This window comes from Rhodococcus sp. OS5 (assembly GCF_056837585.1).
Genome location: NZ_CM166368.1, coordinates 615,001 through 629,392, shown reverse-complemented (window position 1 = coordinate 629,392; position 14,392 = coordinate 615,001). Strand labels below are relative to the sequence as shown.

At 60.6% G+C, this 14,392-nt stretch carries 11 protein-coding genes and 2 rRNA genes (1 of these 13 cut by a window edge); 5 read left to right on the top strand and 8 right to left on the bottom strand.

Translation table 11 applies throughout. The features are described 5' to 3' along the window. Positions 1-7 precede the first annotated feature (7 nt). From ACVZUB_RS02950 to ACVZUB_RS02940, 3 genes are all read left to right on the top strand, one after another. A complete protein-coding gene (locus ACVZUB_RS02950; RefSeq protein WP_050655931.1) occupies positions 8-1,309 on the top strand; it encodes a M1 family metallopeptidase in 1,302 nt (433 codons plus the stop codon). Between the two features lie 148 nt (positions 1,310-1,457). Then, positions 1,458-1,973 carry a DUF1449 family protein gene (locus tag ACVZUB_RS02945; protein WP_073512086.1) on the top strand — a complete coding sequence of 172 codons (516 nt, stop codon included), beginning with the start codon at positions 1,458-1,460 and terminating at the stop codon, positions 1,971-1,973. Between the two features lie 11 nt (positions 1,974-1,984). Further along, complete coding sequence (locus ACVZUB_RS02940; RefSeq protein WP_050655914.1) at positions 1,985-3,556, top strand: flotillin family protein; 1,572 nt, start codon at positions 1,985-1,987, stop codon at positions 3,554-3,556. Positions 3,557-3,601: 45 nt separating this feature from the next. Here the strand turns inward: ACVZUB_RS02940 and ACVZUB_RS02935 are convergent, their stop codons facing one another. After that, positions 3,602-4,876, bottom strand: coding sequence for an MFS transporter (locus ACVZUB_RS02935; protein WP_064074546.1), 1,275 nt, complete (start codon positions 4,874-4,876; stop codon positions 3,602-3,604). Next, on the bottom strand, positions 4,876-5,520 hold the full coding sequence (locus tag ACVZUB_RS02930) for a GntR family transcriptional regulator (protein WP_007727164.1): 645 nt from the start codon (positions 5,518-5,520) through the stop codon (positions 4,876-4,878). Before ACVZUB_RS02930 ends, ACVZUB_RS02935 begins: the two co-directional genes overlap by 1 nt. A gap of 175 nt (positions 5,521-5,695) precedes the next feature. On the opposite strand from ACVZUB_RS02930, the gene ACVZUB_RS02925 reads away from it, so the two are divergent. Continuing rightward, positions 5,696-6,817 (top strand): GGDEF domain-containing protein, encoded by a 1,122-nt coding sequence (locus ACVZUB_RS02925; RefSeq protein WP_042450505.1) that lies wholly within the window; start codon positions 5,696-5,698, stop codon positions 6,815-6,817. A 14-nt stretch (positions 6,818-6,831) separates the two neighbouring features. Here ACVZUB_RS02925 and ACVZUB_RS02920 read toward each other — a convergent pair whose 3' ends face one another. The 4 genes from ACVZUB_RS02920 to ACVZUB_RS02905 form a co-directional block, all read right to left on the bottom strand. Beyond that, positions 6,832-7,629, bottom strand: a complete 798-nt coding sequence (locus ACVZUB_RS02920) for an SDR family NAD(P)-dependent oxidoreductase (RefSeq protein WP_007727170.1) — start codon at positions 7,627-7,629, stop codon at positions 6,832-6,834. Between the two features lie 77 nt (positions 7,630-7,706). Continuing rightward, positions 7,707-8,405 (bottom strand): class F sortase, encoded by a 699-nt coding sequence (locus tag ACVZUB_RS02915; RefSeq protein WP_058039293.1) that lies wholly within the window; start codon positions 8,403-8,405, stop codon positions 7,707-7,709. A 129-nt stretch (positions 8,406-8,534) separates the two neighbouring features. Next, positions 8,535-9,998, bottom strand: coding sequence for a hypothetical protein (locus ACVZUB_RS02910; RefSeq protein WP_231915070.1), 1,464 nt, complete (start codon positions 9,996-9,998; stop codon positions 8,535-8,537). Positions 9,999-10,618: 620 nt separating this feature from the next. Continuing rightward, positions 10,619-11,077: a carboxymuconolactone decarboxylase family protein gene (locus ACVZUB_RS02905; protein WP_007727180.1), complete on the bottom strand. Its 459-nt coding sequence runs from the start codon at positions 11,075-11,077 to the stop codon at positions 10,619-10,621. A gap of 47 nt (positions 11,078-11,124) precedes the next feature. Here ACVZUB_RS02905 and pdxR point away from each other — a divergent pair, with 47 nt between their 5' ends. Continuing rightward, entirely contained in the window at positions 11,125-12,519 is a 1,395-nt protein-coding gene (gene pdxR / locus ACVZUB_RS02900) for a MocR-like pyridoxine biosynthesis transcription factor PdxR (RefSeq protein ID WP_081305463.1), read from the top strand. Between the two features lie 315 nt (positions 12,520-12,834). On the opposite strand, the gene rrf is transcribed toward pdxR, so the two are convergent. Together rrf and ACVZUB_RS02890 are read right to left on the bottom strand one after the other, a co-directional pair. After that, a 5S ribosomal RNA gene (rrf, locus tag ACVZUB_RS02895) occupies positions 12,835-12,951 on the bottom strand. Between the two features lie 153 nt (positions 12,952-13,104). Next, a 23S ribosomal RNA gene (locus ACVZUB_RS02890) occupies positions 13,105-14,392 on the bottom strand (it continues 1,846 nt past the right edge of the window).

The window sequence follows — 14,392 nt, the reverse complement described above, 5'->3', positions numbered from 1 at the left end:
GAACCGAATGCTCGAGGAGCCGATCGATCCGTACCTGCCGCTCAACGGCAACCGCGGGTACCGCGTGTCCCGGTACGAACTGGAACTGACGTACAAGGTCTTCAGCAACCGTCTCGCCGGCAAAGCTGTCATCACCGCTGTCACCACCGAGAGTCGATCCAAGTTCAGCTTCGACCTCGCGCAGAACCTGCAGGTGTCCAAGGTGTCCGTCAACGGTGCCCGCGGCACCAAGTACGCGCACTTGAACAACAAGCTGATCCTCACGCCGTCTACCAAGATCCCCGCGGGCGGTGCCCTGTCGGTCACCATCGCGTACAGCGGCAACCCCGAGCCGATCAAGAGCCTGTGGGGCGAAGTCGGATGGGAGGAACTCGACGAAGGAACTTTGGTCGCAAGTCAGCCCAACGGCGCGGCGTCCTGGTTCCCGTGCGACGACCATCCGATTTCCAAAGCGTCGTACCGCATCTCGATCACCACCGATTCCCCGTTCTATGCCCTCGCCAACGGCAAGCTGATCCGCAAGCAGACCCGTGCGAGTCAGACGACGTGGGTCTACGAGCAGACCGAACCGATGGCAACCTACCTGGCAACCATTCAGATCGGTCAGTACGAGCACCGACAAGTGAGCGCCGGGCCGGTACCGGTCTTCGCCGTTCACCCACCTCGGCTGCGAGCAGCGTTCGACGTCGACTTCGGGCGCCAACCCCAGATGTTGGAGGTCTTCGGAAAGCTGTTCGGACCGTATCCCTTTGCCGACTACACCGCTGTGGTCACCGACGACGAACTCGAAATCCCCATCGAAGCGCAGGGACTCTCGATCTTCGGAGCCAACCATTGCACGGGCAGGCGCGGTTCCGAACGTCTTGTCGCACACGAGCTTGCCCATCAATGGTTCGGCAACAGCCTCACTCTCGGGCAGTGGTGCGACATCTGGCTGCACGAAGGCTTTGCCTGTTACGCGGAGTGGATCTGGTCCGAGAATTCCGGTGGCCCGTCCTCGAACCAACTCGCGACCAACGCCTATCAAGGGCTCGGGCGTAAATCTCAGGACTTGATCGTCGCCAATCCCGGTCCTGCCCTGATGTTCGACGATCGAATCTACAAGCGGGGCGCATTGACTCTGCACGCCCTGCGCGGCGTTCTCGGAGACGAGAAGTTCTTCGAACTGATCCGTCAGTGGACCACGAAGCATCGACACAGCACGGTCAGTACCGAGCAATTCACCGATCTCGCTTCACGTTTCACCGACACTCCATTGCGCCCACTGTGGGATGCATGGCTGAATCAGCGCTCCCTGCCTCGTCTCTGACGCTCTCTCACCGCGATATCACCACGCCGAAACATTCCGAATGCGCCGATTATTTTTGTCTTACCTTTACTATAGAGGTGGGCCGAGGGACGACCCCGACAACACAATTCTCAGGGCACGCTTCCTCGACAGGTAGATCGGGGGATCGATGTTCGTTGTATTCACAATATGTTTCGTGATCGGGGTCGTGGCCCTGGTCGGAGCCTTTGCCGTCGGCGAGGTTGCAGATCTGGGCGGCGGCCACGCAGACGGGCTGCCATTTCTGAGCCTGACAACCTTGGCCACAGCACTTTTCGGCTTCGGCGCCGGCGGCGTAGCTGCCACTCTCGCGGACGCTCCGACATTGGTAGCGGCGATTGCAGCACTCGCACTCGCCGCCGTTCTCGTTGTCGTCACGCGCGGCCTACTTCTCCCCTATCTCATTAAGCAACAAGATAATTCGCACATCGGACGAGCTTCGTACTCCGGGCTATTGGGCACGGTCACCCTCACCATTGCAGCCGAAGGTTGGGGAGAAGTCTCGTTCGTCGACGCCGAAGGCAATCGCGTGCAGGCCAAGGCCGTCAGTGCACAGCCGATGGCGCTCACCACCGGCACCACCGTCTACATCGCCGATGTAGACGATCAATACCTTCACGTCGTCACGGTTGACGACGCGATCTAAGGACTCGATACATGCTGCCAATCATCATCATTGCGGTTGTAGTCGCAGTAATCATCTTCATCGTTCTCCCCGCGATCTACGTGAAGAACTACGTGAAGGTCCCGCCGAACGAAGTGGCGGTTTTCACCGGACGAGGCAAGCCGAAAGTCGTCCGCGGCGGAGCCCGGTTCAAGATTCCGGGAATCGAACGCGTCGACATCATGTCGCTCGAGCCGTTCAACGTCAGCATCAATCTCAAGAATGCACTCTCCAACGACGGTGTTCCGGTCAACGTCGAGGCAGTCGGCCTGGTACGAATCGGTTCCGCCGACGAAGCGGTTCAGACAGCGGTGCAACGATTCCTGACCTCCGACCTGGACGAACTCCAGCAGCAGATCAACGAAATCCTCGCCGGCAGTCTGCGCGGAATCACCGCGACCATGACGGTCGAGGATCTGAACTCCAACCGCGATTCGCTCGCACGCAGCGTGGTCGAGGAGGCAGGTGGCGACCTCGCACGCATCGGCATGGAAGTCGATGTCATCAAGATCGCGGGAATCTCCGACTTCAACGGCTACCTCGAATCGCTCGGTCAGCGCCGCATCGCCGAAGTCAAACGTGATGCCGCGATCGGAACTGCTGAAGCAGAGCGTGATTCGCAGATCCAGTCGGCAAAGGCGCGACAGGCAGGCTCCGTCGCACAGGCCGAGGCCGACACTGCGATCGCGAGTGCAAATCAGAAGCGCGACGTCGAACTCGCTCGCCTTCGAGCACAGACCGAAGCCGAGAACGCCGAAGCCGACCAGGCCGGACCACTCGCGCAGGCAACGGCCGAGAAGGCCGTCGGCATCGCACGTGAGCAGGCCGAGGCGGCCCGCGTCGAAGCTCGCACCGAGGTCGAGCGTCGTCGCGCCCAGCAATCGGAAGCGGCATTGCAGGCAGATGTCATTGCACCGGCCGAGGCCGAACGCCAAGCCTCCATCGCACGCGCAGAGGGTGAGCGACAGGCCGCGATCCTCCGCGCCCAGGCACAGGCCGAGTCAGCAAGGCAGGCCGGCGGGGCTCAGGCCGATGCACGAAAGCTCGTCGCCGACGCTGTTCGCTCCGAGCAGCAGGCTGATGCCGACGGCCTTCGAGCACGTCTGGAAGCCGAAGCTGACGGCCGCAAGGTAGCGGCCGACGCCGTTCGCGCCGAACAGCAGGCCGAAGCGGATGGTTTGCGCGCCAAGCTCGAAGCCGAGGCTGCCGGTAAGCGTCAGATCGCCGAGGCGCTCAATTCCTACACCCCGCAGGCCGCGCAGTTGCTCACTCTGCCTGACGTTCTGGCAGCACTGGTCGACGCCACCGCAGCAGCAGCGAAGCCGGTCGGCGACATCGATCGGATCTCCATCGTCGGCGGAAGCGACGGGGCGCAGGGTTCGATCGGCTCGATCCTGGGCATCAGTCCCCAGGTGATTGCCGGTGTCATCGAAACTCTCGAAAGCTCAGGCGTCGATATCACCGGTTTGCTCAACGGCCTGAACAAGACCGCATCGGTTCCGGCTGGTTCGGTACACAATTCGGTCCACAATTCGGAAAACGGTTCCGCAACCGTAGACGCGTGATTTCGCCCCGGTCCGCCGACTCTCGCAGGAGTCGGCGGGCCGGCTTCACGCGCTCGGAAGATGTGAACGCGACTTGAAGAGAATCAGAATCAAGCAGGCAGCGGCGGCGGCTGATCCGAACAGCAGAGTCACCGTGTAGCTCAGTGCCGGAATGCTTTCCGACAGCATCGCCAGCAACGCAGGCACCGCGAACCCGATGTAGGTGATCGAGTAGAACACCGCGGTCAATCCTGCCAGATCGTCCGGCCCCGCGATTCGCTGGATCTCCAGCAACCCGGACACCAGTGCCATGCCGTACCCGCAACCGAGGATCGCTGCAGCCACGATCGCGATCGCCACGGTCAGCGTCGACGCAACCAGAGCAGCACCGGCCATGCCGACCACCAGAAACACCAGAGCCACAACGGCGCCACGAGCACTGCGGTCGGTGTCGATCTTGCGCCCCAACGACTGAATCGCGAATCCGCATGTCAGCGCGACCATGCACAGCAGAGCCGAAAAGGCCACGGGCGCATCGCCACTGTGCCCGGTCATGAGCGCCGGAATAACTGCATACGCGACACTGGCGGCACCGAACACCCACGGCGCCAACGGAACGACGACGTAGAGGAATCTGCGGTGACCTGCCAAGGGGATCTTGAGGTCGTCGATCAACCTGCGACGGTCGGATTTCGCCTGTGCCGGTCGTGTTTCGGGCGCACGCCACAGCGCCATGGCGGCGAGGACGGTGATCGCGATGTGCAGCACGTACGCCAACACACTCGGCATGGGCGCCCACTGCGCCAAGATTCCCGCAGCACCCGCTCCCAAGGCGAAGCCCGCGGTCAGACTCATCGCTGCTCGCCGAGCACCTGCGCCTTCCGACGCCGTCGGGTCCCAAGGTTGCGTGGACAACTCCTTGACCCAGGAGCCGCCGACGGCCATACCGATCCCCAAGGCGATGCCACAGAGGATTCTTCCCAGGATGAGAGCAGCGGCGGAGTCCGCCCCGAAAGCGAGCAGCGTCGAACCGGCGATCGCGATGATCGGCGCGGGGAGCATGATCGGGCGTCGACCCAATCGATCGGACAGCGGGCCGCCGAGCAGCAGGGCCGGCACAATTCCGACGACGTAGGCGAAGAGGAAGAAATCGACCATCACCGGCGAATAGCCGTGGTCGAGTCGGTACATCACCAGCAGTGGGGTGAATTCGTTTCCGCCCCAGGCAGCGGCGAACATACTGGCGGCAACGGTCAGCCACAGCCACTTTCCGCCGGAGAGGCGTTCACCCTCGAGACGAGTTTCGGCCGCGGTCCCAGCGCCGATCGTTTGGGTGCTCATCACAGAGTTCCTTCGAAGCCGAGGCCGTGGACCTGGCGCATGTGTGTGAGGACGGCAGTGTTGTATCCGTCGGCATCGCCTGTGTCGACGAGGTCGGTAAGCGCGGTGTGATCGGCAAGGATGCGCGAGAGTTGGCCAGGGTCGCGTGAGATCGACCGGGCTGTCATCCGTCGTTGCCTGTCGCGCAGACTCGCGTAGAACGAGTCGAGCAAAGGGTTCCCACCGGCGGCAACGATCATCTTGTGGAAGTCTGCATCGATTGCGCTGAACGCGGCCACGTCCCCGCGATCAGCAATCTCACGTTGCTCGATCAGATTCGCGCGCAACGCTGCGACAAGCGCTTCCCGTGCGTGCGGTCGGACCGACACCACTCGAACGCTCTGAGTCTCGACGAGCTGTCTGGCACTGACTACGTGTTCCGCTTCCCCATCCGCGACCGGGACGATCAGCGCCCCCTTCTTCGGATAGAGGCGCATCCAACCTTCCGATTCGAGACGCAGAAACGCCTCACGCACCGGCGTTCGGCTCACATTGGTCCGTGCAGCGATGTCACCCTCACTGATCAGCTCCCCGCCGGCGAGCTCGCCGGAAAGGATCAGCTCCTTGACTTCGCGGAAGACGGTTTCGGAAGCGGAATACAACATAGACACAAGATGTATTTATACTCCACGCTGGCGCAACGCAGACATCCGGGTCACCGATCCGAACATCTCGGTCCGATGCGGCATCGATCCAGTTAGCATTGCAAGGTGCCAGACAGAAGAGGAATCAGTTCGCGATGAATGGCGCACGCTCCAGCCTTCGAAGACTGATGCACTCATGACATCGCAGATGAAGTCGATGAGGACGCTGACCCGCGAGTGGTTGATTCTTCCCGATCAATACGACCGCTTCACTCGCTATCTCCGCGACAACGGCCTCACGACCGCCACCCGGCTATTACTTGGCATCATTGTCATCGGACTGGGAGTGTGCGCACTACTGAACAGATTCAGCCCTGCCGGTCCGACAAGCACGATTGCGCTGTTCTTCAATACTGTTGTCGTGATCTCGTGCTTCGTAGTCGGAGTCTCATGGTGGGTCTTCGGCCCCACAAAGCGTCGCTCGTTCGGTTTCGTGGTCTTCTGCGACATCGCGGTCACGATCTCCGTCGTTGGAGATTCCTCCCAGCTCGCACGATTGCTCACCTGTGTCATTTTTGCTCTGGTCGGCATCTACATCGCCTACTTCCACAACCCGAAGTTGCAGATCGCGCACATAGCTTTTTCGCTTCTTGTGATCGCGGTGGCTGCGCAGCCAATTCTGTTCGGGCCGGATCGCGATCCAGCCCTTGGTGTTTCGAAAGTACTGGTCGTCATCACCGCGTTGGTGGTCTGCGCATTCATCTCGCAGATCGTGCTGACGATGCTCAGCATGGATGCTTCCAGTTCCGACCTCGATCCTCTCACCGGCCTCTTGAACCGTCGTGGCCTCGACCGCCACGTCGAGAAGGTACTCGAGGGGTTCCAGCGTCAAGAATCTGCGGCACTACTCGTGATCGCGATCGACATCGACCGGTTCAAGACGATCAACGACGTGCACGGCCACGACGTCGGCGATCGCATCATTCTCCGGGTATCGCAGCGGTTATCCGCCTGGGCACACGCCGATGCTGTCGTCGCGCGGGTCGGTGGCGACGAATTCATCCTCGTCCAAAGACTTTCCGTGCCAGCCATCGGACCGATGCTCAACTCGATCGGACCGGCAATGCACTCGAATACCGACGAGATACCGTCGACTTCGAGCATCGGAATCGCCGTGCGTACCCACAAATTCGTCGCCGGAGAAGACCGCGCAGCAGCGTTCACGGACATGCAGAAAGTCGCCGATTCGGCGATGTACGAAAGCAAGAGACTCGGCGGCGGACGCGTTCACACGATCGTCACCACCGCCGGCAGGTAGCAGTACGCACAATTTCAGTAGTAGACCGGCCCTGGCACTCCTCCACCCGCTGCCACTGCGTCACCGGTGATCGCGATGCTTCGCGGCGATGCCAGGAAGGTCACGACGTCGGCTACTTCTTCGGCATCGATGATCCGATGTATCGAGTTCGTCGCGATACCACGCTCCACCTCTGCCTGCGAGCGGCCGGATTCTTCCGACTCGCGGGTAATCCGTGCGGTCAACCTCTCGGTCCTCGTCACGCCCGGATGGACGACGGTGACGTTGATTCCCTTGGGGCCCAGCTCGTCTGCAAGATTCTTGGTCAGTGCAGACACACTGACGTTGCGGATCGTGTGGGCGATCGAAGTTGCCTGTCTGGCACCCAAACCGCTGATGTTGATGATCCGACCCCAACCCTGATCGATCAGATACGGCGCTACAGCGCGCGCAGTTCGCAGGTACCCCAGCACTTTCACTTCGACTTCGTCTCGCACGACGTCGTCGGTGGTCGCCTCGAAATCCGTCGGCTTTCCGGCGCTGAACGGCGTCGCTGCCGAATTGACAAGAATGTCGACACCGCCGAACTCCTCTACCACTTGCCGCACCGACGCCTGAACCGCGTCGTCGTCTCGCGTATCCGTCACGACTCCGATCGCACGAATTCCGAACTCCGAAACCAAATCTCGTGCAACGCTTACGACGGTTCGCTCAGTGCGCGCGAGTATCGCGATGTCGACCCCTTCAGCGGCCAGACCTCTGGCGATTGCCAGACCGATCCCCTTGCTACCACCGGCAACGATCGCACGCTTTCCAGACAAGTGAAGATCCATACCTGCGACACTATCCAACAGGCGATCCCCGATCGCTACGAAGAGGGATCGGGGACCGTCGGAATCATTCCTGTGTCTCAGAGCATCAGATCCGCGTACAGGTAGACGTTGTCGGCGTAGTTGCCCACACCGTCCGCGAATTGCAGTTCGCCGCCGCAGGTTACGACTGCCAACTTACGAGGGCCCTCCGGGCCGGCCAGCACGCTTTCCTCCACACCATCGGCCTTCGGGCGCGTCGTCACCGCAGTCACCTTCCACGACGTGCTCTTACCCGTCGCGTCGGATGTACGGATCACTTCACCCGGCTCGATCGTGCCCAGGTCGAACAGCGCGCCGTTACCCTGGCCGGTCAGATTGACGTGTCCGGCAATCAAGGTCGTGCCGGTGGCGGAATCGAGAGATGCACCGTCGAGCCAGATTCCGACGTTCTTGACGTTCTCCGGCGGAGTGAGAACTCCTTCCGGCACGGTGGCGTCCACGATCGGCGCCTGAACACCGACCGGGTCGAGCGAAAGGGTGTTGGGAGTCATCAACGCATCCGTAGGCGTTGCCGGATTCGCGGAGTGCGACATGACAACTCCCGGACTCGGCGGGATCGCAGCATCGTCATCGGAGGATCGCAGGCCGACGAAGGCCATGGAAGCACCGGCGACCAACACCGCGATGAGAGCCAGAATGAACGCGACACGACGCCCTTTGCCTGGACTCGCGGGCTGATCGTGGTTGGGATCGTCGTATGGATTGGATGGATTGGGATCCGACTCGTACATGGTCATCGAACTGTCTCCTGCGGGATGAGGCGCCCCCGGCACCTCGTGCGAATTGACGCCCCCTGCGTCTGATCAATGTCGGCACCGATCACACGAAGCGTGATCGGTGCCGACGTCTACTACACGTGCCTGGTGTCAGGATCGCTTGCGGCGGAGAGCAACTGCTCCGGCAGCAGCCATTCCGACAAGCCCGAGGCCCGTCACTGCGACGGCGACGTTGCGGCCTGAATTCTGTTCAGCAGCACCACCGTCGATGGCAACCGGGCGGGGGCCAGTGGCCGGCTTCGGAGCCGACGGCGCCGGAGTTGCGGGAGTTGCAACCGGCTGCGACGGAACAGGTGCACCCGGAACTACAGGCACGATCGGCACAATCGGCACAATCGGCACGATGGGCACGATCGGAACAATCGGCACGATCGGAACGACCGGGGTTGCAGGCGTCGTGGTGGCCGGTGTGGTCGTTGCCGGTGTGGTCGTTGCCGGCGTGCTCGTTGCCGGTGTCGTCGTGGGTGCTGCTGCATATCCGACGCTGGCAGATGCATTCATCGAAGCCGGCCGAACGGTGTCGAACGACGCGAAGATCTGGCACTGTGCGCCTGCCGTGTTCCAGTGCAGGTTCTCGACCGAATCCGGAATGACGCTTGCAGTCACCGAGTAGTCCCCGCCGGCCGCAGCGGTGAGGCAAAGATCAACAGCAGTCGGTGCGTCGCCGCGGCCGTCGACCGTCAGTTGATTTGCAGACAACGTCGCCTTGGCGTTGTCACCACAGACGGTCAGTTCGGTGCCCGCCGAGGACTGAACAGTGATCGGCTTCCGGTACATATTCGTATTCAGGGTGAAAACGGCAGTCTCGCCGGCCTTCAGAGTCCCCGTCGCGGGTGTCTTGCGAACGAGGTCGAGCGTCTGCGTGACGTTCATGATCTCGACGATGCGAGCTCGCTCGTCGTCGCCGATGTTCCTGTCGCACAGGCTTTTGAAATCGGCCATCAGCGGATTGTCGTAGTCCGAGACACACCACACAAGCGTCTGCCGCGCCGAACGTGCATCCTCGCTGCCATTTCCCGAAACGACACCGTCGAGTTTGGCGGGATTCTGCAGCAACCAACTGATGACAGCGAGATCGTCGGCTGACAGATCGGGATTGCCCGAAGACGGCACCGTCGCACCCATCTCGTCGTTGTGCTTGTCAACCGGCAAACCGTTCTCGTCGACACCGGCACACGGATCGAGATCGAAGTCCGTGCAGTACATCCATTCCGACTTCGCAATTCCGTCGACATCGCGGACACCGCAGACCGGAGCATCCACCGCGGCCGAGGTACCCCGATCGGTGGTGCCGTACATCGGCACGATGTTGCCGTCGTTGTAGTGATCCAGCCGAATGCCGGAGATGTCGAGCATCTGCTCCGAGGGCGTGTACTCGGTGCCCTCACACAACCCGGCGGTGAACGCCGGAGCGGCCGCGGTTCGCACCGGCATCGGCGCGGACACAGCTGGCGAAGCAAAAGCAACGCTACTACCGGCGACCGTTACGGCAATAGCTGCAGTTAGCGAGAGCCGGAGAACAAGCGGCCTACGCCGTGAACCAGACACAGTCATCAAAGCTTCCCTTTCAAGACATTTCGGTAGCGAGACGGTTGCCTGGATTCCCAATACCACGCCACCCAGCGCTCACTTCCGAGAGGATCAGCCGATCACTTTTGGCAATCAGCCAGTTACTGAATGGCAATGTAGTGCATGTTTCAAGAAAGATCACCCAATCGTCGAGCACCCAGGGCGCAGCTTGGACATTCGGATGACGAGTTAGCCATGAAGGTGACTGAACCTTTGTCCAACCGCACAACAATCGCGATCCCCCCAAAATCTGCTCATCCAACCGCGACGTTCCCGACATTTCGCCAACGCTAGCCAGTCGGTAACTTGGACATTCTGGGGAAACTCACAGGAAGGGGCGTTTTCAGCTCGCGCGCAAAAGAAGGGGCCCGCTATGCGGACCCCTTCGCCGGAAACTTCCGACCGAGACTGCTTTGTCGGGATTCGGGCAACTTGTAGATGACCCAGAACAATCTCCACTCACATTATGTGATTTGCCTCACATTCAAAGAATCTGTTGGTTTTGTTCACACCCTGAACCAATCTTTTGGTCCTCTTTGCGCCGATTACCCAGATCTCCGACGGCGGAACCCTGCCCTGCCGGAGAGCGGAGCACGAGCCTCGGATCAGTCTCGGACCGGAGGCGCCTTCCTCGTGGTAACCGCAATGCGATTCCACGCATTGATCGTCAAAATGACGCTGATGAGCTGAGCCAGTTCCACGTCCGAGAATTCGCCGGCAGCCTCGCTGTACACCTCGTCCGGAACGAAACCGTCGGTGAGGACTGTCACGGCCTCGGTCAAGGCGAGCGCGGCACGTTCACGATCGGAGTACATCCCTCGCGCTTCTTCCCACGCGTTCAGTAGGTAGAGCTTCTGCTCCGTCACGCCGACCTTTCGTGCGTCGCGAGTGTGCATGTCCAGGCACCATGCGCAATGATTCAGCTGCGACGCACGCGTGAGGACCAGCTCGACGAGCGTCGGCTCCAGCCCCTTGCGTGCAGCGGCATCCAACGCAATCATCGCCTTGTAGACCTCGGGCGCCAGCTTTGCGATATCCAGTCTTTGTCCTGTTGCTGTAGTCATAACTCAAACGGTAATCCCGGAAAGACCCGGAAACATGGTTCAATCCGGTGGTGAATTCGTGGGCCAATCTTGGGTTCGATCTACATATCGAGCTGCCACAGGGAATCGGGGTTCGCGCTGCACTGCTTCAGACCCTTCGCGACGCGATCGACAGTGGACTGCTGAAGCCCGGCACCAGACTCCCACCTTCCCGCACCCTCGCGCTCGACCTCGGAGTTGCCCGAAACACCGTTGCGGACTGCTATGCCGAGCTCGCCGCAGCTGGGTGGCTTGTCACACGGCCTGGTTCCGGGACCCTGGTCGCCACGCTCGCCAGCACACACACCCGCGAGGTCGAGCCATCACCGACTCGACGACGCTGGACCTACAGCCTTCTCCCTGGATCGCCCGACGCGTCGGCGTTTCCCCGCACTGCATGGATTTCGTCCGCCAGACGTGCTTTGACCACCGCGCCGACCGACGCGTTCGCGACTACTGATCCCAGAGGCCGAGTCGAACTCCGAAACGCCCTCACCACATACCTGAGCCGCACCAGAGGCGTTCGCGTCGATCCGAACTGCATTGTGATCAGTGCCAGCTCGGGTCACGGGATCTCCCTCCTTGCCCGCGCACTCGGAGGAACGATTGCGGTCGACGCTTTCTGCCTTCACCTGCACCGGCAGTTGCTCGCCGACGAAGGGCTGCTGACAGTTCCCATATCGGTTGACCAATCAGGCACTTGCACAGACGAATTGGCGTCTACTTCTGCTGAGAGTGTTCTGCTGACGCCGACCCATCAGTTCCCTCTCGGCGGTCCCCTCACACCGGCGAGGCGCGCGACCGCTCTCGAATGGGCCACGACTACGGGCGGCGTCATCATCGAGGACGACTACGACGGCGAATTCCGTTACGACAGAAAACCTGTCGGTGCACTCCAAGGAATCGCACCGCAGCACGTTGCGTACCTGGGCACTGTCAGCAAGACACTGTCGCCGGCAATTCGCATCGGATGGATGGTGTTGCCGGACAGGCTGATCGAACCTGTCCTCGCAACAAAGGGACCCTACGAACGCTGGGTAAGTTCAACGGATCAATTGACCTTGGCGGACTTCATCGAATCCGGAAGATTCGACAGCCATATTCGAAAGATGCGCACCTCGTACCGACGACGACGCGATCAACTGGTCGCGACACTTGCGCAGCAAGTACCCCAGGTCAGGGTCGAGGGGATCTCCGCGGGACTTCACGCTGTGATCCGTCTGCCCTCCGGCACCGAACAATCTGTTCTTGCAGCGGCCCGGGCGCGCGATCTCGGGCTCGAAGGGCTGTCGGTCTTCCGACATCCCGACGTGTCGTCAGTCGGCGGTGACGGCATCGTCGTCGGCTACAGCACGCCGACGCAGTCGCAGTACTCGAAGACGCTGGACGTGCTCTGCGAGGTGCTGCAGGCGGCTCTGCGATAACGCCTGCCGGCCCTGCGCATCCGCTCACCTGCCCTGCCCTGCCCTGCCCTGCCCTGCCCTGCCCTGATGGAGTGAACGTACCGTTCCCCTCGTCTAAGAGGGTGAGCGTGTCGTTCACTCCATGCCGGGGTGCCGGCGGCGTGCCCGCCCTTGATGGTGTGAACGGTACGTTGGGTCGATCTGAGGCGACGAAAGTGCCGTTCGCTCGAAGTCGGGGGTGCCGGCGGGGGTGCTTTCGGGTGTTGGCGGGGTGGGGTGTTTTGGGTACGAGAAAGCCCCCCAACCAGTACTGGTTGGGGGGCTTCTCTAATGTGTGTTCGGCGGTGTCCTACTCTCCCACACCCTGTCGAGTGCAGTACCATCGGCGCTGAAGGGCTTAGCTTCCGGGTTCGGAATGGGACCGGGCGTTTCCCCTTCGCTATGACCGCCGTAACTCTATGAAACTGTCACAGTAACCTTCTTCTGATCACCTGGTTTCACCACCCGTCAACACCAGTTTCTGGTGTTGGGGGATGGAGAAAACAGGGTTTCTCATCAGTATCTGTGTGTTGTTTCAGATACCGCACAGTGGACGCGTAGCTTCTTTGTGGTAAGTCCTCGGCCTATTAGTACCAGTCACCTACATGCATTACTGCACTTCCAGTTCTGGCCTATCAACCCGGTGGTCTGCCGGGGGCCTTACCCCCTCGAGGGGGTGAGAAACCTCATCTTGGAACAGGCTTCCCGCTTAGATGCTTTCAGCGGTTATCCCTTCCGAACGTAGCTAACCAGCGGTGCTCCTGGCGGAACAACTGGCACACCAGAGGTTCGTCCGTCCCGGTCCTCTCGTACTAGGGACAGCCTTCCTCAAGTTTCTAACGCGCGCGGCGGATAGAGACCGAACTGTCTCACGACGTTCTAAACCCAGCTCGCGTGCCGCTTTAATGGGCGAACAGCCCAACCCTTGGGACCTACTCCAGCCCCAGGATGCGACGAGCCGACATCGAGGTGCCAAACCATCCCGTCGATATGGACTCTTGGGGAAGATCAGCCTGTTATCCCCGGGGTACCTTTTATCCGTTGAGCGACACCGCTTCCACTTGCCGGTGCCGGATCACTAGTCCCGACTTTCGTCCCTGCTCGACCTGTCAGTCTCACAGTCAAGCTCCCTTGTGCACTTGCACTCGACACCTGATTGCCAACCAGGCTGAGGGAACCTTTGGGCGCCTCCGTTACATTTTGGGAGGCAACCGCCCCAGTTAAACTACCCACCAGGCACTGTCCCTGAACCAGATCATGGTCCGAGGTTAGAGGTCCAATTCGATCAGAGTGGTATTTCAACAACGACTCCACGATAACTGGCGTCACCGCTTCACAGTCTCCCACCTATCCTACACAAACCGAACCGAACACCAATACCAAGCTGTAGTGAAGGTCCCGGGGTCTTTTCGTCCTGCCGCGCGTAACGAGCATCTTTACTCGTAATGCAATTTCGCCGAGTCTACGGTTGAGACAGCTGAGAAGTCGTTACGCCATTCGTGCAGGTCGGAACTTACCCGACAAGGAATTTCGCTACCTTAGGATGGTTATAGTTACCACCGCCGTTTACTGGGGCTTAAATTCTCAGCTTCGCTCCGAAGAACTAACCGGTCCTCTTAACCTTCCAGCACCGGGCAGGCGTCAGTCCGTATACATCGTCTTACGACTTCGCACGGACCTGTGTTTTTAGTAAACAGTCGCTTCTCACTGGTCTCTGCGGCCCCACCCAGCTCAGACAGTAAATGTCGTCACCAGACAGGGCCCCCCTTCTCCCGAAGTTACGGGGGCATTTTGCCGAGTTCCTTAACCATAGTTATCTCGATCGCCTTAGTATTCTCTACCTGACCACCTGTGT

Excerpts from the sequence above, each read along its gene's own strand:
- ACVZUB_RS02930 (WP_007727164.1), bottom strand. The coding sequence starts at position 5,520 with ATGTTGTATTCCGCTTCCGAAACCGTCTTCCGCGAAGTCAAGGAGCTG.
- ACVZUB_RS02910 (WP_231915070.1), bottom strand. The coding sequence starts at position 9,998 with ATGACTGTGTCTGGTTCACGGCGTAGGCCGCTTGTTCTCCGGCTCTCG.
- ACVZUB_RS02935 (WP_064074546.1), bottom strand. The coding sequence starts at position 4,876 with ATGAGCACCCAAACGATCGGCGCTGGGACCGCGGCCGAAACTCGTCTC.
- ACVZUB_RS02920 (WP_007727170.1), bottom strand. The coding sequence starts at position 7,629 with ATGGATCTTCACTTGTCTGGAAAGCGTGCGATCGTTGCCGGTGGTAGC.
- ACVZUB_RS02940 (WP_050655914.1), top strand. The coding sequence starts at position 1,985 with ATGCTGCCAATCATCATCATTGCGGTTGTAGTCGCAGTAATCATCTTC.
- ACVZUB_RS02925 (WP_042450505.1), top strand. The coding sequence starts at position 5,696 with ATGACATCGCAGATGAAGTCGATGAGGACGCTGACCCGCGAGTGGTTG.
- ACVZUB_RS02945 (WP_073512086.1), top strand. The coding sequence starts at position 1,458 with ATGTTCGTTGTATTCACAATATGTTTCGTGATCGGGGTCGTGGCCCTG.
- ACVZUB_RS02905 (WP_007727180.1), bottom strand. The coding sequence starts at position 11,077 with ATGACTACAGCAACAGGACAAAGACTGGATATCGCAAAGCTGGCGCCC.
- ACVZUB_RS02950 (WP_050655931.1), top strand. The coding sequence starts at position 8 with ATGCTCGAGGAGCCGATCGATCCGTACCTGCCGCTCAACGGCAACCGC.
- ACVZUB_RS02915 (WP_058039293.1), bottom strand. The coding sequence starts at position 8,405 with ATGACCATGTACGAGTCGGATCCCAATCCATCCAATCCATACGACGAT.